Source organism: Streptomyces sp. WG7, assembly GCF_049975785.1.
In the GTDB taxonomy this organism is placed as follows: Bacteria; Actinomycetota; Actinomycetes; order Streptomycetales; family Streptomycetaceae; genus Streptomyces.
Genome location: NZ_JBNGGE010000007.1, coordinates 163,906 through 185,692 on the forward strand (window position 1 = coordinate 163,906; position 21,787 = coordinate 185,692).

The following is a 21,787-nucleotide window of genomic DNA, read 5'->3' on the forward strand; positions in this document are numbered from 1 at the left end:
GCAGCACGTCCGCCGGAGGAAGCTCGTTGAATACGCAGCCGCAGTACCGCCAGGTGCCCGCCCAGGTCGACCTGCCCGCGCTCGAACACGCGGTGCTCGACTTCTGGCGCGAGCAGAAGATCTTCGCCAAGAGCCTGGAGCAGTCCGAGGGCCGCCCCGAGTGGGTGTTCTACGAGGGCCCGCCCACCGCCAACGGCATGCCCGGTGCCCACCACATCGAGGCCCGCGTCTTCAAGGACGTCTTCCCCCGCTTCCGCACCATGCGCGGCTACCACGTGGGCCGCAAGGCCGGCTGGGACTGCCACGGCCTGCCGGTCGAGCTGGCGGTGGAGAAGGAGCTCGGCTTCTCCGGCAAGCAGGACATCGAGGCGTACGGCATCGCCGAGTTCAACGCCAAGTGCCGCGAGTCGGTGACCCGCCACACCGACGCGTTCGAAGAGCTCACGACCCGCATGGGCTACTGGGCCGACCTCCAGGACCCGTACCGCACGATGGACCCGGAGTACATCGAGTCCGTCTGGTGGTCGCTGAAGGAGATCTTCGGCAAGGGCCTGCTGGTCCAGGACCACCGCGTCGCCCCCTGGTGCCCCCGCTGCGGCACCGGCCTGTCCGACCACGAGCTGGCGCAGGGCTACGAGACGGTCGTCGACCCGTCCGTCTACGTCCGCTTCCCGCTCACCTCCGGCCCGCTGGCCGGCGAGGCCGCGCTCCTGATCTGGACGACCACCCCCTGGACGCTGGTGTCCAACACCGCGGTCGCCGCGCACCCCGAGGTCACCTACGTGGTCGCGACGAACGGCGAGGAGAAGCTCGTCGTCGCCGAGCCGCTGGTCGCCAAGGCCCTCGGCGAGGGCTGGGAGACCACCGGGCAGTCCTTCACCGGCGCCGAGATGGAGCGCTGGACGTACCGGCGTCCGTTCGAGCTGGTGGAGTTCCCGAGCGTCAGCGAGGGAACCGATGGACACAGTCCGGAGCCCGCGCACTACGTGGTCAACGCCGACTACGTCACCACCGAGGACGGCACGGGTCTGGTCCACCAGTCCCCCGCCTTCGGTGAGGACGACCTCAGGGTCTGCCGCTCCTACGGCATGCCGGTGGTCAACCCGGTCCGCCCGGACGGCACCTTCGAGGAGGACGTCCCGCTGGTCGGCGGCGTCTTCTTCAAGAAGGCCGACGAGAAGCTGACGGAGGACCTGGACACCCGGGGCCTGCTCTTCAAGCACATCCCGTACGAGCACAGCTACCCGCACTGCTGGCGCTGCCACACCGCGCTGCTGTACTACGCGCAGCCGTCCTGGTACATCCGCACCACCGCCGTCAAGGACCGCCTCCTCCAGGAGAACGAGAAGACCAACTGGTTCCCGGACTCGGTCAAGCACGGCCGGTACGGCGACTGGCTGGACAACAACATCGACTGGGCGCTCTCCCGCAACCGCTACTGGGGCACCCCGCTGCCCATCTGGCGCTGCGAGGACGACCACCTCACGGTCGTCGGCTCCCGCGCCGAACTGACCGGGCTGACCGGCACCGACCAGTCCGCCCTGGACCCGCACCGCCCGTACATCGACGACGTCACCTTCACCTGCACCCACGAGGGCTGCTCCCTCGAAGCGGTGCGCGTGCCGGAGGTCATCGACGCCTGGTACGACTCGGGTTCGATGCCGTTCGCGCAGTGGGGCTACCCGCACAAGAACAAGGAACTGTTCGAGAGCCGCTACCCGGCGCAGTTCATCTCCGAGGCCATCGACCAGACCCGCGGCTGGTTCTACACGCTGATGGCGGTCGGCACCCTGGTCTTCGACAAGTCGTCCTACGAGAACGTCGTCTGCCTCGGCCACATCCTCGCCGAGGACGGCCGCAAGATGTCCAAGCACCTGGGCAACACCCTGGAGCCGATCCCGCTGATGGACCGGCACGGCGCCGACGCCGTCCGCTGGTTCATGGCGGCCGGCGGCTCCCCGTGGGCGGCCCGCCGCGTCGGCCACGGCACCATCCAGGAGGTCGTCCGCAAGACGCTCCTCACCTACTGGAACACGGTCGCCTTCCAGGCCCTGTACGCCCGCACCTCGGCCTGGGCCCCGAGCGAGGCCGACCCGGCCCCCGCCGACCGCCCGGTCCTGGACCGCTGGCTGCTCTCCGAGCTGCACGCGCTCACCGACCAGGTCACGCAGGCGCTGGACGCCTACGACACCCAGCGCGCCGGCAAGCTGCTGTCCGCGTTCGTCGACGACCTGTCCAACTGGTACGTCCGCCGCTCCCGTCGCCGCTTCTGGCAGGGCGACAAGGCTGCGCTGCGCACGCTGCACGAGGTCGTCGAGACGGTCACCAAGCTCATGGCCCCGCTGACCCCGTTCATCACCGAGCGGGTCTGGCAGGACCTGGTCGTGCCGGTCACCCCGGGCGCCCCCGAGTCCGTGCACCTGTCCTCCTGGCCGGAGGCGGACCTGTCGGCGATCGACCCGGAGCTGTCGAAGCAGATGGCGCTGGTCCGCCGCCTGGTCGAGCTGGGCCGCGCCACGCGCGCGGAGTCGGGCGTCAAGACCCGCCAGCCGCTCAGTCGCGCGCTGATCGGCGTGACCGGCTTCGACGCCCTCTCCCCCGAGCTGCACTCGCAGATCACGGAGGAGCTGAACGTCGAGTCGCTCGCGTCGCTGAGCGAGGTCGGCGGCAGCCTGGTCGACACGACCGCGAAGGCCAACTTCCGGGCGCTGGGCAAGCGGTTCGGCAAGCGTGTCCAGGACGTCGCGAAGGCCGTCGCGAACGCGGACGCCGCGGCGCTCTCCCTCGCCCTGCGCGAGGGCACGGCGTCGGTGGAGGTCGACGGTGAGACGATCACCCTCGCCCCCGACGAGGTGATCATCACGGAGACGCCGCGCGAGGGCTGGTCGGTCGCCTCCGACTCGGGCGCGACGGTGGCGCTCGACCTGGAGATCACGGAGGAGCTCCGCCGCGCGGGCCTCGCCCGGGACGCCATCCGCCTGATCCAGGAGGCCCGCAAGAACAGCGGCCTCGACGTGGCCGACCGGATCGCCCTGCGCTGGACGGCCACCGACCCGGCGACGATCGCCGCCCTGAGCGACCACTCGGGCCTGATCTCCGACGAGGTCCTCGCCACGGACTTCGCACAGGGCGAGGCGGACGACACGTACGGGCAGCCGTTCACGGACGAGGGCCTGTCCCTGACCTTCCGGCTCCGCAAGCAGTAGCCGCCCAGCGGCACCTGGGCCCGGCCTCCCTCCACGCGAGGGGCGCCGGGCCCAGTGCTGTCTGTCGGTGCGGGCCCGAGGGGTGGGTGTCGCTCGCCGGCGCCAGCGGGGTGCCTCCCCCACGCTCGGCTGCGCTCGCGCGGGAGGGGCCCCATGAGCGGGGAGGTGTCCCCACTGCCCACCCGTGCCGCCCTGGGGGTACCTCCCAGGCCGTTCAGACGCTGGGGGAGGCACGACTGCCCGCAGCCGGGCAGGCATGCAGAAGGGCGGGCCCCGGGTCGAAAACCCGGGGCCCGCCCTGAACGCTGCCGACTGCTACGCCGTATTACCGTTCGTCAACCTGTCAGTTGTCGTCCTCGTCGATGAGGAACCCTCGCATCGGCGACGGCGCCTGCCCCATCGGCGACGGGCCCTGCGGCCGCACCGGAGCCATCGGCTGGGTCATCGCCGGCGACATCTGCTGCTGACCGCCGTAGGACGGCCCGTTCTGGCTCGGCCCGTTGCCCATCGACTGGTTGCCGCCGCCGTACGACGGGGCACTCGCGCCGGCCGGTGCCATGGAAGGCGCCGGGGACGGCGGCAGGGAGGCCGTCGCGGGCGTACGCGGCGGGGCGAGCGAGTCGTCCGCCTGGGTCTCCAGCTGACGCAGCTGCGACTCCAGGTACGACTTCAGCCGCGTCCGGTACTCGCGCTCGAAGCCGCGCAGGTCCTCGACCTTGCGCTCCAGCGTGGCGCGGGCGGACTCCAGGGAGCCCATCGCGACGCGGTGCTTCTCCTGCGCGTCCCGCTCCAGGGCGTCGGCCTTGGCACGGGCGTCCCGCTCCAGACCCTCGGCACGCGAACGCGCCTCGCCGACGATCTTGTTGGCCTCGGAACGGGCCTCGGCGATCGCCTGGTCGGCGGTCTGCTGGGCCAGCGAGAGGACCCGGGCGGCACTGTCGCCACCGGGGCCACCCTGACCGGGCATGCCACCAGGACCACCGGGGCCGCCGTGCCCCTGCGGGCCGCCCATGGGGCCGCCCATCGGGCCGGGGCCCATCTGGCCCTGCATCGGACCGGGGCCGCCCTGGCCCATCGGCCCCGGACCCTGGCCCATCGGGCCGGGACCCTGCGGGCCACCCTGTCCGCCGGGGCCGGCGGGCAGCTGCGGGGCACCGCTCGGCAGCTGGGGCGGACCACCCATGGGGCCACCCATCTGCTGCTGCGGCGGGCCCGATATGCCGGCGGGCACCGGAGCGCCGGGACCTCGCATGCCCTGCTGGGGCATGCCGCCCTGCTGCGGCGGCCCCTGCTGCTGGTGCTGCTGCTGCTGATCCTGCGGAGACTCCGGGGGCTTGCGCATGTTCTGCTGGTTCTGCGCGGCCGCGCGCGTCGCCGCGGCCAGTTTGGCGCGCAGGTCCTCGTTCTCGCGGAGCAGTCGGGTCAGTTCGGCTTCGACCTCGTCGAGGAAGGCATCGACCTCGTCCTCGTCATAGCCTTCTCGGAGGCGGACGGTCGTGAACTGCTTGTTCCGCACGTCCTCGGGGGTCAACGGCATCTCTTCACCTCAACGTTGTCGTCGGCATTCGGCAAGCCCGTATCTCTCTCATCGATCACAGCCGGCTCACGATCGAGATCAGGATGTAGACGATGATCATCAGTACGAAGAAGGACAGGTCGAGCGCCACGCCCCCGAGACGCAGCGGCGGGATGAACCGCCGCAGAAGCTTCAACGGTGGATCTGTGACGGTGTAGGTGGCCTCCAGAACGACCACCATCGCCTTGCCGGGTTGCCACGAGCGGGCGAACTGGAAGACGTAGTCCATGACCAACCGGAAGATGAGCACGATGAGGAAGCACATCAGCGCGATGTAGACGACATCCAGGACCACGCTCATGACCTGTGCTTCCCTCTCCCCTGAACCATCTCTCGGACCCGTTGTCGGATCCGCGTTCTTGCTCTGTACCGGTGGTGCGTCTCAGCTCTGGTTGAAGAACCCGCCCTCTGCGATGCGGGCCTTGTCCTCCGCCGTGACATCGACGTTAGCAGGAGACAGCAGGAACACCTTCTGTGTCACCCGCTCGATACTGCCGTGAAGACCAAACACCAAACCGGCCGCAAAGTCGACAAGTCGCTTCGCATCTGTGTCATCCATCTCAGTGAGATTCATGATCACCGGAGTGCCCTCACGGAAGTGTTCCCCGATGGTACGGGCCTCGTTGTAGGTCCGGGGGTGAAGTGTGGTGATCCGGTAGGGCTCTCGTTCGGACACGACCTTGGGCATGATGACCGGTGCGCTCTTTTCCAGGCTTGCGCGTTCTTGTGTGATGGATGCCACGGGCGCGATACGCGCCGGGCGCCCCGATTCCGCCGCGAGCGAAGTGGCACGGGGCACCGGCTCACGCTGTGCGGGCGGTTGTACGACTCGTACCTCTTCGTCCCTTAGGGGCTGATGTGAACCCAGCGGCTGGTGCGCCGGTTCGTGCCGCCGGTGATCCCGCTCGGGCTCCGGGTCCAGTTCCGGTTCGAAGTCGTCGTCGGGGTCGAACCCCCGGCCGTCGTACCCATCGTCCTCCACGAGGCCGAGGTAGACCGCCATCTTGCGCATCGCGCCGGCCATGCTCTGAGTCCTCCGCTCTGTGGTGGATCGGCTGACGACTGCCAAATGCCCGCGATCCACGAGGTCGTTGCCTCCGCCTTTCGGCGGTAATGACCATATTTTCTGCTGTGGTCCGACTTCTTGGCGACGTTACCCGAGCCTTGGGCGGACTCCGAGTACCGCACTGCCGACGCGCACATGTGTCGCTCCGGCGGCCACGGCCTGCTCGAGATCCGCACTCATCCCTGCGGAGACCATGTTCGCAGCCGGATGGGTTCGGCGCACGTAGGTCGACAAATCCATGAGGCGCTCGAACGCCGCCTGTTGGCGCCCCGCATACTCGCCGGTCAGCGGGGCCACGGTCATCAGCCCGTCGAGCCGCAGCCCCTCGGACCGGGCGACCAGGTCGGCCAACTCTTCGATTCCCGCGGGCGAGACGCCACCGCGCTCACCCCGCTCGCTCTCCCCCGCGTCGAGCGCGACCTGGAGGAGGCAGCCCACCTCGCGCCCGGCCCGCACGGCTTCCTTCGACAGGGCCGTGACGAGCCTGGCACGGTCGATGGACTGCACGACGTCCGCGTAACCGACCACGGAGCGCACTTTGTTGGTCTGCAACTGACCGACGAAATGCCACGAAAGCGGCAGATCCGAGCATGCGGCGGCCTTGGGCGCCGCGTCCTGGTCGCGGTTCTCGGCGACGTGACGGACGCCGAGTCCGGAGAGGAGGCGCACGTCGTCCGCCGGGTAGGTCTTGGTGACCACGATCAGGGTCACCTCGTCGCGGCGGCGCCCCGCGGCCGCGCACGCGGCGGCGATGCGCTCCTCCACTTTCGCCAGATTCGCGGCGAGTTCCTGCTTACGGTCCGTCATGCCCCATCAGTCCAGCCAGACGTAGCCGGCGAGCCGCCCGGTGGTGCGGTCGCGTCGGTACGAGAAGTGATCCTTCGACTCCAGGGTGCACACCGGCGACTGCGCCCGGTCGCACACCCCGAGGCGTTCGAGCTGCGCGTGCACGCCGGCGCTCACGTCGACCGCCGGTGTGCCCCAGCTCGTCTCGGCGTACGCCGCCGGTTCGACGTCGGCGACCTCGGCCCGCATCCGCTCCGGCACCTCGTAGCACCGGCCGCACACGGCGGGTCCGGTGCGGGCGACGATCCGGGCCGGGTCGGCGCCGCGTTCCGTCATGGCCCGTACGGCGGCGGGGACGACCCCGGCGACCAAGCCGGGCCGGCCCGCGTGGGCCGCGGCGACGACGCCGGCGACGGGGTCGGCCAGCAGGACGGGCACGCAGTCGGCGGTGAGGACGGCCAGGGCGAGACCGCGTTCGGCGGTGACGACCGCGTCGACCCGCGGAACCGGTGCGTCCCCCCAGGGCCCGTCGACCACGGCGACGTCGGCGCCGTGCACCTGGTTCATCCAGACGACCCGGGCCGCCTCGACGCCCAGCGACTTGGCCGCCAGCTCCCGGTTGGCCATGACGGCACCGGGGTCGTCGCCGACCGCGCCGCCGAGGTTGAGCTCCTCGTACGGAACGGCGCTCACCCCGCCCCACCGGTCGGTGAAGCCGAAGTGCGCGCCGTTCACGGTGTCGCGCTGTCCTATCACTTCAGGAAGTCCGGCACGTCCAGTTCCTCGGCGGCGCTGTCCGAGTAGGTCCGGGACGGCGGCACCGGCGGCGCGGAGACCGGCGGCAGGTCGCTCACCGGCTCCGGGGCGGGGGCCGGCTCCGGGTCCTCCTTCGGCTTGACGCTGCCGAGCGAGCCGAAGGACGGACGGCTCTCGGTCTGCCGTACCGGGGCGGGCTCCTCGCGCTTGGCGGAGGCGGAACCGAGGACGTTGTCCCGCTTGGACGGCGGCTGGCCGCCGTCGAAGCCGGCCGCGATCACGGTGACCCGGACCTCGTCGCCCAGGGCGTCGTCGATGACCGCGCCGAAGATGATGTTGGCCTCGGGGTGGGCGGCCTCGCTGACCAGCTGGGCGGCCTCGTTGATCTCGAACAGGCCGAGGTCGGAGCCGCCGGAGATGGAGAGCAGCACGCCCCGGGCGCCGTCGATGGAGGCTTCGAGCAGCGGCGAGGAGATCGCCATCTCGGCCGCGGCCACCGCACGGTCGTCGCCGCGGGCCGAGCCGATGCCCATGAGGGCCGAACCGGCCTCGGACATGACCGACTTCACGTCGGCGAAGTCGAGGTTGATCAGGCCCGGCGTGGTGATGAGGTCAGTGATGCCCTGCACACCGGACAGCAGCACCTGGTCGGCGGACTTGAACGCGTCGAGCACGCTGACCTGGCGGTCCGAGATGGACAGCAGCCGGTCGTTGGGGATGACGATGAGGGTGTCGACCTCTTCGCGGAGTTCGGCGATGCCGTCCTCGGCCTGGTTGGCGCGGCGCCGCCCCTCGAAGGTGAACGGGCGGGTGACCACGCCGATGGTGAGGGCGCCCAGCGAGCGGGCGATGTTGGCCACGACGGGCGCGCCGCCGGTGCCGGTGCCGCCGCCTTCACCGGCCGTCACGAAGACCATGTCGGCCCCCTTGAGGACCTCCTCGATCTCCTCGCGGTGGTCCTCGGCGGCCTTGCGGCCGACGGCCGGGTTGGCTCCGGCGCCGAGTCCGCGGGTGAGTTCGCGGCCGACGTCGAGCTTGACGTCGGCGTCGCTCATCAACAGAGCTTGCGCGTCGGTGTTGATGGCGATGAACTCGACGCCCTTGAGACCGACCTCGATCATCCGGTTGATGGCATTGACACCACCGCCGCCGACACCGATGACTTTGATGACTGCGAGGTAGTTCTGCGGTGCTGCCACGTCGAAGGCCTCTCGCCTCGAGTTACGTGTCGTCGATGCGCCGGAGCACTGCTGCCCCCGCGACCCGACGACTGATGCCGAATGGGACGGTCCGTAGCGCCGACCCGAACCCTAACGCTGAAGTTTAGGGTTACCAGTGTGTCCGTTCCTTGGAGTCTTCTGAACAGGACACTAAGTCGACAAGTGGCGCACGTTCAACGAACACGCCGAACCTCCCGTTTTTCTTTTCACCCTATGTGATCAGCCGTAGCGCTGCCCAACCAGGGTGCTGGCCTGCGTGTATACCCGTCAACTCCCTGATGACGCCGGGGCGGTGGGCGCGCTCACGTCGAAGTGCCGCGCGTCGGGCGTCGCTTTCATCAGCGCGGTGAGCACACGCGCCTTCCGCACACCCTGCTCACCGCTCCCCCACGCCACCGTCCGGCCGCCGCTCAACTCCAGCGAGATGTCGTCGTAGGAACGGACCTTGACGACCCGTGCGTCCTTCGCGACCGCGTCCGGAAGGCGGCCGGCCACCCGCACCGCTTCACGCACCAGACGGTCCTCGTCGAAGCGGCGCAGACTCGCCGCCGCCGTTCCGGAACGGGCGGGCTCCAATTTCAGCGTGGGAACGCCTTTCGGCGCCCGGGAAACCGTGGCGAAACGGACGCCTTCGTCGTCCACTTCCACGAACTTTCGGCCCTTTTGGACAATCAGGACCGGGGTACGCTCCGTCACTTCGAGCTCGATTCCGTGCGGCCAGGAACGCTCCACGCCGACCTCGTCGATACGGGGCAATTCCCGTCGCAGCCGTGCCTCGAGCTCGCCGGTGTCGACGGAGATCAGCGGGTCGCCGACGGGCACGTCGGCGGCCTCACGCACCTGCGCGGGTGTCAGGACACGGGTCCCCGAGACCGACACGCTGTCCACGCGCGTCCAGTTCGAGCCGTAGAGCAGCCAGACGGTCCCGCCCGCGACGAACACGAGGGCGACCGCCAAGATGATGATCGTACGAAGACGGGGTGGGCCGAACCGCCGCGCACGGGGCGGGCCGGACGGTTTCCGCTGGCGTACACCGCGCTCGGCGGCGGTCGGTCCGGCCACGCTCCCTGCCCTCCGTCATTCCTGACTAGCGGTGCGCACGGGCGGCGATCGCCTCGTACACCATGCCGACGAGCAGGTCGTCGGCGTCCCGGCGGCCGAACTCGGCGGCGGCACGGGACATCTCGTACAGCCGGTGCGGGTCGGAAAGCACGGGCAGGACGTTGTGCTGCAGCCACTCGGGCGTCAGTTCCGCGTCGTCCACCAGCAGTCCACCGCCCGCCTTGACCACCGGCTGGGCGTTGAGCCGCTGTTCGCCGTTGCCGATGGGCAGCGGAACGTAGGCGGCCGGGAGCCCGACGGCGGAGAGTTCGGCGACGGTCATCGCGCCCGCACGGCACAGCATCATGTCGGCCGCGGCGTACGCGAGGTCCATCCGGTCCAGGTAACTTACCGGGATGTACGGGGGCATCCCCGGCATCTGGTGTACCTGCGGCAGTTCGTTCTTCGGGCCGACCGCGTGCAGGATCTGGATGCCCGCCTGCTGGAGCCAGGGGGCGACCTGCTGGATCACCTCGTTGAGCCGCCGGGCCCCCTGCGAGCCGCCGGTGACCAGCAGCGTCGGCAGATTGGGGTCGAGCCCGAACGCCGCCCGGGCCTCGGGGCGCACGGCGGCCCGGTCGAGGGTGGCGATGGAGCGGCGCAGCGGGATGCCGATGTAGCGGGAGTTGCGCAGCTTGCTGTCGGGGGTGGAGACGGCGACCTGCGCGGCGTACCGCGAACCGATCTTGTTGGCCAGACCCGGGCGGGCGTTGGCCTCGTGGATGACGATCGGCACACCGAGCCGCTTGGCCGCGAGGTAGCCGGGCAGGGCGACGTAGCCGCCGAAGCCGACCACGGCGTCCGCCTTGGTGCGCTCCAGGATCTGCTCGGCCGCCTTGATGGTGCCGCGCAGCCGGCCCGGGACGGTGATCAGTTCGGGGGTGGGCTTGCGCGGCAGCGGGACGGCCGGGATCAGCGCCAGCTCGTACCCGCGCTCGGGTACGAGGCGGGTCTCGAGGCCGCGTTCCGTGCCCAGGGCCGTGATCCCCACGGTCGGATCCTGCCTGCGCAGGGCGTCCGCGAGGGCGAGCGCGGGCTCGATGTGGCCCGCGGTTCCTCCGCCGGCGAGTACGACATGCACCGAAATTCACCGCTCTCCGGACGAGCGCGCCGCTGAGGCACGCCGTCGCATCGTGTTCCAACTCCGGGGGCTCCGCTTGGAGCCGGTACCCCCGGCCCCCCGCTTTCTACCAAAGCGAGGTTGCCGCAGCGCAAGCGCCGCCCGCGCACCGGGCTCGTCGCGCGCGAAGGCGATCAGCAGTCCGATGGCGAACATGGTCGGCAGCAGGGCGGAACCCCCGTAGGAGAACAGCGGGAGGGGGACACCGGCGATCGGCAGCAGCCCGAGGACCGCACCGATGTTGATCACGGCCTGGGCCGTGATCCAGGTGGTCACGCCTCCCGCGGCATACCTCACGAAGGGGTCCTCCGTGCGTCCGGCCACGCGGATACCCGCATAGCCTAGAGCCGCGAAGAGGGCGAGCACCGACAGCGTCCCCGCCAGGCCCAGTTCCTCACCGGTGACGGCGAAGATGAAGTCGGTGTGGGCCTCGGGGAGTTGGCCCCATTTCTCCACACTGGCGCCGAGCCCGGAACCGAACAGTCCGCCCGAGGCGAGGGCGTAGATGCCGTGCACGGCCTGCCAGCAGGAGTCGTTCGGACCGGGGTCGGCGGCGAACAGGCAGCCGAGCCGGGCCATGCGGTTGGGGCTGGTCTTGATGAGGATGAAGCCGAGCAGCACGGCGATCGAGAGCACACCGGCGAACAGCCGCGTGGGCGCGCCCGCGAGCCAGAGCAGGCCGAACAGGATCGCCGTCAGGATGATCGCCGTACCCATGTCGCCGCCGAGCATGATCAGCCCGAGCAGCATGAACGCGGCCGGCACGAGCGGCACCAGCATGTGCTTCCACTGCGTCAGCAGCCTCTTGTCCTGCTTGCGGGCCAGCAGGTCCGCGCCCCACAGCACCAGGGCCAGCTTGCCGAACTCGCTGGGCTGGATCTGGAAGGAGCCGCCCAGCGAGATCCAGTTCTGGTTGCCGTTGACCGCCATCCCTATCCCCGGCACCTGCACGAGGATCATCAGGAAGACGGCACCGGCGAGGATCGGGTACGCCAGCGCCCGGTGCAGTTTCACCGGCATCTTCATGGCGGCCACCAGCAGCCCGGCGCCGATCAGCGCGGCCAGGGCCTGCTTGCGGAAGAAGTACGACCCCGGCAGCGACAGCTGGAGCGCGGTGATCTGGGAGGCCGAGTAGACCATCACCAGGCCGAGCACGGTGATCAGCGCACTGCCGCCGGAGATCAGGTAGTACGCGGTCAGCGGCCGGTCCCAGGCGCGGCGGACGCGTTGGTAGAGGCGGAGCGCGGGGTTCTCGTGCCGCGGGCCCGGCGCGGCGGGTCGCTTGACGGTCCGCTGTACGGGCGGACGTCCGGTACGGCTCTGGGGACTACCCGGCATGCGGGCCTCCGCTGTACGTCGGCATGGACCGGCCCACACGTCCTCCCGAAGTCGCCCGGCGCAGGAGGTGCCGGGTCAGGCGCCGAGTTCGCGAACGGCCTCCGCGAACGCGTCGCCGCGCTTGTTGTAGTTGGTGAACATGTCCATGGAGGCGCAGGCCGGGGCCAGCAGGACCGTGTCGCCGGGCCGGGCGAGCCGCTGGGCCTCCTGAACGGCCTGGAGCATCGCCCCAGTGTCGGTCCGGTCGAGGTCGACCACGGGTACCTCGGGGGCGTGTCGCGCGAGGGCTTCGCGGATCAGGGCGCGGTCGGCACCGATCAGCACCGCCCCGCGCAGCCGCTCGGCCGCCCCGGTGACCAGCTCGTCGAAGGTCGCGCCCTTGGCGAGCCCGCCGGCGATCCAGACGATCGAGTCGTACGCCGCCAAGGAGGCCTCGGTGGCGTGGGTGTTGGTGGCCTTGGAGTCGTCCACGTACGCCACGCCGTCGACGTCGGCCACGTGCGCGATGCGGTGGGCGTCGGGCGTGAAGGCCCGCAGTCCGTCCCGTACGGCGGCGGCGGGCACGCCGTAGGCACGGGCGAGGGCCGCCGCGGCGAGGGCGTTGGCGATGTTGTGCGGGGCCGGCGGGTCGATGTCGGAGACCTCGGCGAGTTCCTGGGCGTTCTTCTGCCGGTTCTCGACGAAGGCGCGGTCGACCAGGATGCCCTCCACGACGCCGAGTTGGGAGGGGCCGGGGGTGCCCAGCGTGAAGCCGATGGCCCGGCAGCCCTCCTCGACGTCGGCCTCGCGGACCAGGTCCTCGGTGGACGGCTTGCCGGTGGCGTCCGCGTTGTAGACGCAGGCGACCTGATTGCCCTCGTAGACACGGCCCTTGTCGGCGGCGTAGGCCTCCATGGAGCCGTGCCAGTCGAGGTGGTCGGGGGCGAGGTTGAGCACGGCGGCCGAGTGGGCGCGCAGGGAGGGCGCCCAGTGGAGCTGGTAGCTGGACAGCTCCACGGCCAGGACGTCGTGGTCCTCTTCGCCGGTGACCGCGTCCAGCAGCGAGACGCCGATGTTGCCGACGGCCGCGGTGCGCAGGCCCGCGGCCTTCAGGATCGACGCCAGCATCTGGACGGTGGTGGTCTTGCCGTTGGTGCCGGTGACGGCCAGCCACGGCGCGGCGTCGGGGCCGCGCAGGCGCCAGGCCAGTTCGACGTCGCCCCAGACGGGGACGCCGGCTTCGCGCGCCGCCGTGAACAGCGGCTTGTCCGGCTTCCAGCCGGGCGCGGTGACGATCAGCTCGGTGCCCTCGGGCAGGGTCGCACCGTCACCGAGGCGCACGGTGACGCCGAGCGCCTCCAGCTCGGCCGCCTGCGCCCGCGCGCGCTCGTCGTCGCCGTCGTTGACGACGGTGACGCGCGCGCCCAGGCCGTGCAGGACCCTGGCCGCCGGGACTCCGGAGACGCCGAGTCCGGCGACGGTGACGTGCTTGCCCTGGAAGTCGAAAGACACCGAGGAGGAGGTCACTTGTCCGCTGCCCATCCCGCGTAGAAGAGGCCCAGTCCGACGATCACGCAGATGCCCTGGATGATCCAGAAGCGGACCACGACAAGGACCTCGGACCAGCCTTTGAGTTCGAAGTGGTGCTGGAGTGGCGCCATTCTGAAGACGCGCTTGCCGGTGAGGCGGAAGGAGCCGACCTGGATGACCACCGACATGGTGATCAGCACGAACAGGCCGCCCAGGATGGCCATCAGCAGTTCGGTGCGCGAGCAGATCGCCAGACCCGCGAGCACACCGCCGAGCGCGAGCGAACCGGTGTCGCCCATGAAGATCTTGGCCGGTGAGGTGTTCCACCACAGGAAGCCGAGGCAGGAACCCATCAGCGCGGAGGCGACCACGGCCAGGTCGAGGGGGTCTCTCACCTCGTAGCAGGCGCCCGGGTTGGTCAGGGTCAGCGCGTTGGCGCAGGACTCCTGGAACTGCCAGACGCCGATGAAGGTGTAGGCGCCGAAGACCAGGACGGAGGCGCCGGTGGCCAGGCCGTCCAGGCCGTCGGTCAGGTTCACGCCGTTCGACATCGCGAGGATCATGAACAGCGCCCAGACGACGAACAGCACCGGGCCGATCGACCAGCCGAAGTCGGTGATGAACGACAGCTTCGTGGACGCCGGGGTGTTGCCGCGGTTGTCCGCGAACTGCAGCGAGAGCACGGCGAAGGCGATGCCGACGATCAGCTGGCCGGCCATCTTCGCCTTGGCCCGCAGGCCCAGCGAACGCCGCTTGACGATCTTGATGTAGTCGTCGAGGAAGCCGACCAGGCCCATGCCCACCATCAGGCCGAGCACCAGCAGGCCCGAGAAGGTCGGCGCGGTGTCGACGCCGGGCTCTTCCAGGTAGCCGGTGATCACCTTGGCGAGGAAGTACGCGGCGACCGTCGCGAAGATGAAGGCGATACCACCCATGGTCGGCGTACCGCGCTTGCTTGCATGCTCGCGCGGGCCGTCGTCGCGGATGTACTGGCCGTAGCCCTTGCGGGCCAGGAGCTTGATCAGCAGCGGCGTGCCGACCAGCGTCAGGAACAGGCCAATGACTCCTGCGAACAGGATCTGCTTCATCATCGGGCGGCAACCTCACCCTCGGCGCCGGTCTCCAGCAGCGCCGCGGCGACGCTCTCCAGACCCACCGAACGGGACGCCTTCACGAGCACGACGTCCCCTGGGCGCAACTCGCTGCGCAACAGGTCGACCGCCGCCTGTGCGTCGGACACGTGCACCGACTCCTCACCCCACGAACCCTCGTTATATGCGCCCAGTTGCAGCCATCGGGCTTCCCTGCCCCCGACCGCGACGAGCTTGCTGACGTTGAGCCGGACGGCGAGCCGCCCGACCGCGTCGTGCTCGGCGAGCGCCTCGTCCCCGAGCTCGGCCATCCGACCGAGCACCGCCCACGTACGGCGTCCCTTGCCCATCGCCGCGAGCGCGCGCAGGGCGGCTCGCATGGACTCGGGGTTCGCGTTGTAGGCGTCGTTGACGACCGTCACGCCGTCCGGGCGCTCGGTGACCTCCATCCGCCAGCGGGAGAGGGAGCCCGCCTCGGAGAGCGCGGTGGCGATCTCGTCTGCGGACATGCCCAACTCGTGGGCGACGGCGGCCGCGGCGAGCGCGTTCGACACGTGGTGCTCACCGTACAGGCGCATGGTCACATCGCTTGCACCGGAGGGTGTGTGAAGCCTGAAGGCGGGCTGTCCGCTGTCCGTGAGTCGCACATTCTCGGCGCGTACGTCCGCTTCGTCGGACTCTCCGAAAAGGATCACCTTCGCCTTCGTTCGGGAGGCCATGGCCCGTACGAGGGGATCGTCCGCGTTGAGGATCGCGGTGCCGCCCTCCTCGGCCGGCGGCAACGCCTCGACGAGCTCGCCCTTGGCCTGGGCGATCTGCTCCCGGCCGCCGAACTCGCCGATGTGCGCGGAGCCGACGTTGAGGACGAGTCCGACCTTCGGCGGGGTCAGTTCGGCGAGGTAGCGGATGTGGCCGATGCCGCGGGCGCCCATCTCCAGGACGAGGAACCTCGTCTCCTCGGTGGCGGTGAGCGCGGTGAGCGGCAGCCCGACCTCGTTGTTCATGGAGCCCGGCGTGAACACCGTCGGTGCCTTGCGGCGCAGCACCTGGGCGATGAGGTCCTTGGTGCTGGTCTTGCCGGCGGACCCGGTGAGGGCGACGAGGGTGGCTCCGAGGCGCCGCACGACGTGCCGGGCGAGGGCGCCGAGGGCGGTCTGGACGTCGTCCACGACGATCGCGGGCACGCCGACGGGGCGGGAGCCGAGGACGGCCACCGCGCCCGCCCCGACGACCGCGGAAGCGAAGTCGTGGCCGTCCACCCGCTCGCCGACGAAGGCGACGAAGAGGCAGCCGGGCCCCGCTTCCCGGGAGTCCCGGACGACCGGACCGGTGACCTGCGCGGACGCGTCCGGTATGTCATGCATCTGCCCGCCGACGACTTCTGCGATCTCGGCGAGAGAGAGGGCGATCACAAGTTCATCCCCTGGATCATCTGGATCATTCGGGATCTCATCCCTGGGTCTTCTGAATGGCTTCGCGAAGCACCTGGCGGTCGTCGAAGGGACGGACCACCCCGGCGATGTCCTGGCCCTGCTCGTGCCCCTTGCCCGCCACCAGCACGGTGTCGCCGGGCTCGGCCCGGGCGACGGCGGCGGCGATCGCGGCGGCCCGGTCCTCGAAGACCTGCACCTCGCCGCGCTCGTACGCGGGTACGGACGCCGCGCCCTGGAGCATGGTGGCCAGGATCGCGAGGGGGTCCTCGGAGCGGGGGTTGTCGGAGGTCAGTACGGCGGTGTCGGCGAACCGGGCCACGGCGGCGCCCATCGGCTCCCGCTTGGTGGTGTCCCGGTCGCCGCCGCAGCCGAGCACGGCGTGCAGCTTGCCCTCGGTGACCTTGCGCAGCGCCTTCAGGACGGATTCGACGGCGTCCGTCTTGTGTGCGTAGTCGACCACCGCGAAGTAGGGCTGTCCCTCGTCCACGCGCTCCAGGCGGCCGGGCACGCCCGGCACCGCGGCGATGCCGTCGGCGGCGGCCTGCGGGTCGAGGCCGGCGGCGGCGAGGGCGACGATCGCGGCGAGGGTGTTCGCCACGTTGAACGGACCGGCCAGCGGCGACTTGGCGGCGATCCGCTCGCCCTTCGGGCCGAGCACGGTGAACGTCGAGTCCAGCGGGCCGACCTCGACCCGGTCGGCGCGCCAGTCGGCGTCCGGGTGGCCCTCGGCGGAGTAGGTGACGACCGGGACGGCGGCCTCGTTCGCGAGGCGGCGCCCGTACTCGTCGTCGACGTTGACCACGCCGAGCCTGCTGCGTTCCGGCGTGAAGAGCTGCGCCTTGGCCTGGAAGTAGTCCTCCATGCCCGAGTGGAACTCCATGTGCTCCGGGCTGAGGTTGGTGAAGACCGCGATGTCGAAGACGCAGGCGTCGACCCGGCCGAGCACCAGGGCGTGGCTGGAGACCTCCATGGCGACCGCCTCGGTGCCGCGCTCGCGCATCACCGCGAACAGGGCCTGGAGGTCGGTGGCCTCGGGCGTGGTGCGCTCGGACTTGATGCGCTCGTCGCCGATGCGCATCTCGACCGTGCCGATGAGCCCGGTGGACTTCGCCGTGCGCAGGCCGCCCTCGACGAGGTAGGCGGTGGTGGTCTTGCCGGAGGTACCGGTGATGCCGATCTGGAGGAGGTCGCGGCCGGGGTGGCCGTAGATCGTGGCCGCCAGCTCGCCCATCCGCGCGCGCGGGTCGTCGACGACGAGCGCCGGCAGGCCGGCGGCGGCGACGCGCTCCGCGCCGGCCGGGTCGGTCAGCACGGCGACGGCGCCGAGGCCGGCGGCCTGGGTGACGAAGTCGGCGCCGTGGGCGCGGGCTCCGGGAAGGGCGGCGTACAGGTCACCGGGGCGGACGGCGCGCGAGTCGTGGGTGACACCCGTGACCCGGGCGGTGCTGTCCGGCGCGGTGACACCCAGCTGACCGGCGAGTTCCGCGAGGGGTGTGGCGGAGATCCGCGCCGGCCGGGGCGGTCCCGGGTAGGTCACGGGGTGGCCCTTCTGGGTGGTTCGGGACTGATCAGCGTGTGGCACGGCGGTGAGCGTACCGGGCGTACCCGCTTCCGGGCGAAGTGAGGGGCGGGGGCTGCTCTGGTTCCCGGGATCGGGGGTGATCGTTGTCACGGGTGGTTCCTGGTGGCTCGGTACTGAATCGGCGCTGGCTCGGTACTGGCTCGGTGCTGGTCGGGGTTCGTCGTGCGGGTCAGGGCTTGAAGGTGACCGGGAGGTTCGCGGGGGCGGCCCCGGTCGGCGGGACCTGCAGGGTCTTCAAGGTGAACTCCATGACCTGCTTGTAGATGGGGCCGCAGATCTGGCCGCCGAAGTAGCTGCCCTCGGTGGCGTTCTGGATGGCGCAGTAGACGGTGACGCGGGGCTTGTCGGCGGGGGCGAACCCGGCGAACGACGAGGTGTAGCCGTGGTACTTGCCGGTGGCCGGATCCACCCGGTTGGCCGTGCCCGTCTTGCCCGCGACGCGGTAGCCGGGGATGCGGGCCTTGGTGCCCGTGCCCTCCTCGTCGTCGACGACGGACTCCAGCATCTGCGAGAGGGTCTTCGCCGTCTTCTCACTGATCACACGGGTCTTCTTGGGCTCGGGGGACGGGGTGAAGCGTCCGTCGTCCCCCTTGGTACCGCGTACCAGGGTGGGCTCGACGCGGACGCCGCCGTTGGCGATGGTCGAGTACACGGAGGCCGCCTGCAGCGCGTTCACGGAGACGCCCTGGCCGAAAGGAATCGTGTACTGCTGCGACGTCGACCACTGGTCGGGCGGCGCCAGAATGCCCTTGGTCTCGCCGGGGAAGCCGAGCCCGCTGTAGCCGCCGATGCCGAACTTGCGCAGGTAGGAGTAGAGCACCTTGTTGGCCTCCTCCTGCGTCCTGCCCAGCTCGCCGGTGGCCATGATGGTGCCGATGTTGCTGGACTTGGCGAGCACGCCGTTGAGTGTGAGGTACCAGGTGGGGTGGTCGACGTCGTCCTTGAACAGCCGGTCGCCGCGCTTGAGCCGGTTCGGGATGGTGAGGTGGGTCATCGGCGTGGCGGCGTTCTCCTCCAGTACGGCGGCCATCGACATCACCTTGGCGGTGGAGCCGGGCTCGAAGGCGTCCTGGAGGGCGGCGTTGCCCAGCGCGTCCGGGTCGGCGTGGGCGAGGTCGCCCGGGTCGAAGCCGGGCGAGTTGGCCATGGCGAGGATCTCGCCGGTGGCCGTGTCCTGGACGATGACGTAGCCGCCGTCCGCCTGGGACTTCTTCACCTGCTCGCTGATGGCGTGCTGAGCGGCCCACTGGATGTCGCGGTCGATGGTGAGCTCGACGTCGCTGCCGGGCACGGCCGGCGTCTCGGTGGAGCCGACGGTGGGCACCTGGCGTCCGCCGGACTGCGCGTAGCGGATCTCGCCGTCCTTGCCGGCCAGCGTGTCGTTCAGCTTCCGTTCCAGGCCGCCGCCGCCCTTGCCGTCCGCGCCGACCCAGCCGATGATGCCGGCGGCGAGGTCGCCGCCGGGGTACACGCGCTTGCTGCTGGGGTCGGCGAAGACGCCCGCGAGGACGTTGACCACGGACTCGTCCGTCTCCGTCTTCTTCGTCAGCGCGGTCTTCAGGTCCTTGATCTGGTTCCACACCTGCGGGGTCTGCCGGCGGGCGAGACGGACGTAGCGCAGTCCCTCGTTCTCGGGGCGGAGCCGGTCGACCAGTTCCTCCTGGTCCTCACCGAGGATCGGCGCGAGGAGCGCCGCCGCCTGCTCGGGACCGTCGCCGATCTCCAGCTGCTCCCGGGTGAACATCGTGGGGTCGGCGGTGATGTCGTAGGCGTCCACGGTGGTCGCGAGGGCCACGCCGTTGCGGTCGGTGATCCCGCCGCGCTCGGCGGGCAGGGTGTGGACGACGTAGCGGTTCTGCTCGGCCTTGGCGGCGTACGTGCCGGCGTCGACGGCCTGCACCTGGAGCAGCCGTACGACGAAGGCGCAGAGCACCAGGGTCAGCACGAGGCCGATCAGGCGCAGGCGCGGGCGCGGGCTGCCCAGCCGGAGGGCGCGGGGCGGGGCCGCCGGGGGCGCGGACGGCCTGCGGGTGGGCCGGGCGCCGGGGCCGGGCTGCCGTCCGCCCGGGCGGACGGGCCGCGCGGGTCCGGGCACTCGACGGCGCGGCGGTTCCCTGTCGGACACTTCCGTCACCTGCCGGGAGTCGGGTTCGGGGCGGGGGTGGCCGCGGTGGTGGGGGGCGCGGTGGTACGCGGTGCCGTGAGCGCCTCGGGGGCGATGACCAGCGGGGTGGCCGCGGCGGACGCGGGGCTCGGCGAACCCTTGACCGTGCCGTCGGGAGCGAGGAAGGCGGGATCGCCGCCGGGCACCATGCCCAGCTCACGGGCGCGGCGCTGGAGGGCGCGGGGGGCGGAGTAGGCGTCGATGTCCCGCTGCAACGACTGCTCCTCGTCGGTGAGCTCCTTCGTCTCCTGCTTCAGGTCCTCCAGCTGGAACGAGCCCTCGCTCATCGCGGAGTTCAGCACCAGGAGCCCGATCAGTCCGCCGCCGAGGAGGACGACCACCAGGAGGACGAACGGGGCCCGGGCCGCCTGGCCGCGTCCGCCGACGGGCGGGAGGAGCCGGGCCAGCCGGGCCGCCCTCCCCCTCAGTTCGGGTTTCCTGCTCACACGCCCTCCCCCGGCCGGGGCGGGCCGTCCGTCCCCGCGCCTGCCCTGCCTCACTCGCTCACTCGCTTCACTCGATGGACTCCCTGATGCGCTGGGCTCCGCGCAGCCGTGCCGGTGCCGCCCGCCGGTTCTCGGCGATCTCCTCCTCGGTGGGAAGTTCGGCACCGCGCGTGAGCAGCTTGAGCCGGGGCGCGTAGCGTTCGGGGACGACCGGCAGTCCGGGCGGCGCGGTGTTGGCCGCGCCCGCGGCGAACACCTGCTTGACCAGCCGGTCCTCCAGGGAGTGGTACGACAGCACCGCGATCCGGCCGCCCACGGCGAGCGCCTCGACGGCCGCCGGGATCGCCCGTTCCAGGACGGACAGTTCGCCGTTGACCTCGATGCGCAGGGCCTGGAAGGTGCGCTTGGCCGGATTGCCGCCGGTGCGCTTGGCGGCCTGCGGCAGCGCCGCGCGGATCAGCTCCACGAGCCGTGCGCTGTTGCTGAACGGCTCCTTCTCGCGTTCGCGGACGATCGCGGACACGATCCGTTTGGCCTGCTTCTCCTCGCCGTACGCCCGCAGGATGCGGACGAGTTCGCCCGGCGGGTAGGTGTTGAGGACCTCGGCGGCGCTCATGCCGGTCGTCTGGTCCATCCGCATGTCGAGCGGGGCGTCCTGGGCGTAGGCGAAGCCGCGGTCCGCCTCGTCGAGCTGCATGGAGGAGACACCGAGGTCGAACAGCACACCCTGGACGCGCGGGACGCCGAGCCGGTCCAGTACGTCGGGCAGCTCGTCGTACACGGCGTGCACGAGGGTGGCGCGCTCGCCGTAGGGCGCGAGCCGCTCGCCGGACAGGCGCAGGGCCTCCTTGTCCCGGTCGAGGGCGACGAGCCGGGCCTCGGGGAAGCGCTCGAGGAGGGCCTCGCTGTGCCCGCCGAGTCCCAGCGTGCAGTCGACGACCACGGCCCCCGGTTCCGTCAGGGCGGGTGCCAGCAGGTCCAGACACCGCTGGAGCATCACCGGGACGTGTCGACTCTGGCTCAAGTGGGGCGGCCTCTCAGGTCCGGCGCGGCGTCACGCACCGCCGGGTCCCCTCCCGCTCGTGAAGGGGAGGCCTGCCGGCGCCGGAAGCGTCGGCCGGCCGGGAGCGGGAGGAGGCCGAGCCGTACGTACGCGCCGCGCACGTGGGGAGATCTGGCGGGACGTCGCCCAGGTCTCCGGGGAATTCAGTCCAGCGGTGAGAGCCTCGCCTCCCGCTTCGCGTCACTTTAGTCCACCCTGTCGCCCGGTCAATCAACCGGCCTGCGCGTCGCGGCCGCCGGCGTCCGCAAACCGGTCCGGCGCGGCTTTTCACTCGTACGGACGCGTTCGCACCACCCTGTGGGTTGGCTCACACCCAGCCTCGATGACGTT

At 70.9% G+C, this 21,787-nt stretch carries 17 protein-coding genes; 1 reads left to right on the forward strand and 16 read right to left on the reverse strand.

Features of this window, described 5'->3' with window-relative positions; genetic code table 11:
* Positions 1-26: 26 nt before the first annotated feature.
* Positions 27-3,206, forward strand: a complete 3,180-nt coding sequence (gene ileS, locus ACP4J0_RS10600; RefSeq protein WP_426598375.1) for an isoleucine--tRNA ligase — start codon at positions 27-29, stop codon at positions 3,204-3,206.
* A gap of 343 nt (positions 3,207-3,549) precedes the next feature.
* On the opposite strand, the gene divIVA is transcribed toward ileS, so the two are convergent.
* From divIVA to rsmH, 16 genes are all read right to left on the reverse strand, one after another.
* On the reverse strand, positions 3,550-4,743 hold the full coding sequence (gene divIVA / locus ACP4J0_RS10605; protein WP_426598376.1) for an apical growth/hyphal branching protein DivIVA: 1,194 nt from the start codon (positions 4,741-4,743) through the stop codon (positions 3,550-3,552).
* Between the two features lie 55 nt (positions 4,744-4,798).
* Complete coding sequence (locus ACP4J0_RS10610) at positions 4,799-5,083, reverse strand: YggT family protein (protein WP_007448661.1); 285 nt, start codon at positions 5,081-5,083, stop codon at positions 4,799-4,801.
* 81 nt (positions 5,084-5,164) lie between these two features.
* Positions 5,165-5,806, reverse strand: coding sequence for a cell division protein SepF (locus ACP4J0_RS10615; protein ID WP_426522923.1), 642 nt, complete (start codon positions 5,804-5,806; stop codon positions 5,165-5,167).
* Positions 5,807-5,935: 129 nt separating this feature from the next.
* A complete protein-coding gene (locus ACP4J0_RS10620) occupies positions 5,936-6,655 on the reverse strand; it encodes a YggS family pyridoxal phosphate-dependent enzyme (RefSeq protein WP_426598377.1) in 720 nt (239 codons plus the stop codon).
* A gap of 6 nt (positions 6,656-6,661) precedes the next feature.
* Positions 6,662-7,390: a peptidoglycan editing factor PgeF gene (gene pgeF, locus ACP4J0_RS10625; RefSeq protein ID WP_426598378.1), complete on the reverse strand. Its 729-nt coding sequence runs from the start codon at positions 7,388-7,390 to the stop codon at positions 6,662-6,664.
* Complete coding sequence (ftsZ, locus tag ACP4J0_RS10630; protein WP_426598379.1) at positions 7,387-8,589, reverse strand: cell division protein FtsZ; 1,203 nt, start codon at positions 8,587-8,589, stop codon at positions 7,387-7,389. Before ftsZ ends, pgeF begins: the two co-directional genes overlap by 4 nt.
* A gap of 288 nt (positions 8,590-8,877) precedes the next feature.
* Positions 8,878-9,672 (reverse strand): cell division protein FtsQ, encoded by a 795-nt coding sequence (gene ftsQ / locus ACP4J0_RS10635; RefSeq protein WP_426598380.1) that lies wholly within the window; start codon positions 9,670-9,672, stop codon positions 8,878-8,880.
* Between the two features lie 25 nt (positions 9,673-9,697).
* Complete coding sequence (gene murG / locus ACP4J0_RS10640; RefSeq protein ID WP_426598381.1) at positions 9,698-10,792, reverse strand: undecaprenyldiphospho-muramoylpentapeptide beta-N-acetylglucosaminyltransferase; 1,095 nt, start codon at positions 10,790-10,792, stop codon at positions 9,698-9,700.
* A gap of 6 nt (positions 10,793-10,798) precedes the next feature.
* Positions 10,799-12,169, reverse strand: a complete 1,371-nt coding sequence (ftsW, locus tag ACP4J0_RS10645) for a putative lipid II flippase FtsW (protein WP_426598382.1) — start codon at positions 12,167-12,169, stop codon at positions 10,799-10,801.
* Between the two features lie 75 nt (positions 12,170-12,244).
* The gene (gene murD / locus ACP4J0_RS10650) at positions 12,245-13,690 is read right to left on the reverse strand and encodes a UDP-N-acetylmuramoyl-L-alanine--D-glutamate ligase (RefSeq protein ID WP_426598383.1); all 1,446 of its coding nucleotides are present in this window, start codon (positions 13,688-13,690) and stop codon (positions 12,245-12,247) included.
* The gene (gene mraY / locus ACP4J0_RS10655) at positions 13,672-14,766 is read right to left on the reverse strand and encodes a phospho-N-acetylmuramoyl-pentapeptide-transferase (RefSeq protein ID WP_426598460.1); all 1,095 of its coding nucleotides are present in this window, start codon (positions 14,764-14,766) and stop codon (positions 13,672-13,674) included. The genes murD and mraY overlap by 19 nt, the downstream gene beginning before the upstream one ends.
* Positions 14,766-16,181, reverse strand: coding sequence for a UDP-N-acetylmuramoyl-tripeptide--D-alanyl-D-alanine ligase (locus ACP4J0_RS10660; RefSeq protein ID WP_426598384.1), 1,416 nt, complete (start codon positions 16,179-16,181; stop codon positions 14,766-14,768). The genes mraY and ACP4J0_RS10660 overlap by 1 nt, the downstream gene beginning before the upstream one ends.
* Before the next feature lie 37 nt (positions 16,182-16,218).
* Entirely contained in the window at positions 16,219-17,739 is a 1,521-nt protein-coding gene (locus ACP4J0_RS10665; RefSeq protein ID WP_426598461.1) for a UDP-N-acetylmuramoyl-L-alanyl-D-glutamate--2,6-diaminopimelate ligase, read from the reverse strand.
* Positions 17,740-17,953: 214 nt separating this feature from the next.
* The gene (locus ACP4J0_RS10670) at positions 17,954-19,918 is read right to left on the reverse strand and encodes a peptidoglycan D,D-transpeptidase FtsI family protein (RefSeq protein ID WP_426598385.1); all 1,965 of its coding nucleotides are present in this window, start codon (positions 19,916-19,918) and stop codon (positions 17,954-17,956) included.
* On the reverse strand, positions 19,915-20,394 hold the full coding sequence (locus tag ACP4J0_RS10675; RefSeq protein WP_426598386.1) for a septum formation initiator family protein: 480 nt from the start codon (positions 20,392-20,394) through the stop codon (positions 19,915-19,917). The genes ACP4J0_RS10670 and ACP4J0_RS10675 overlap by 4 nt, the downstream gene beginning before the upstream one ends.
* A 67-nt stretch (positions 20,395-20,461) precedes the next feature.
* Positions 20,462-21,418 carry a 16S rRNA (cytosine(1402)-N(4))-methyltransferase RsmH gene (rsmH, locus tag ACP4J0_RS10680; protein ID WP_426598387.1) on the reverse strand — a complete coding sequence of 319 codons (957 nt, stop codon included), beginning with the start codon at positions 21,416-21,418 and terminating at the stop codon, positions 20,462-20,464.
* Positions 21,419-21,787: the final 369 nt, after the last annotated feature.

Bases quoted from the DNA above. Each gene is read 5' to 3' on its own strand.
- ftsW (WP_426598382.1), bottom strand. From the start codon at position 12,169: ATGCCGGGTAGTCCCCAGAGCCGTACCGGACGTCCGCCCGTACAGCGG.
- mraY (WP_426598460.1), bottom strand. From the start codon at position 14,766: ATGAAGCAGATCCTGTTCGCAGGAGTCATTGGCCTGTTCCTGACGCTG.
- ACP4J0_RS10620 (WP_426598377.1), bottom strand. From the start codon at position 6,655: ATGACGGACCGTAAGCAGGAACTCGCCGCGAATCTGGCGAAAGTGGAG.
- divIVA (WP_426598376.1), bottom strand. From the start codon at position 4,743: ATGCCGTTGACCCCCGAGGACGTGCGGAACAAGCAGTTCACGACCGTC.
- ACP4J0_RS10610 (WP_007448661.1), bottom strand. From the start codon at position 5,083: ATGAGCGTGGTCCTGGATGTCGTCTACATCGCGCTGATGTGCTTCCTC.
- ACP4J0_RS10615 (WP_426522923.1), bottom strand. From the start codon at position 5,806: ATGGCCGGCGCGATGCGCAAGATGGCGGTCTACCTCGGCCTCGTGGAG.
- murD (WP_426598383.1), bottom strand. From the start codon at position 13,690: ATGGGCAGCGGACAAGTGACCTCCTCCTCGGTGTCTTTCGACTTCCAG.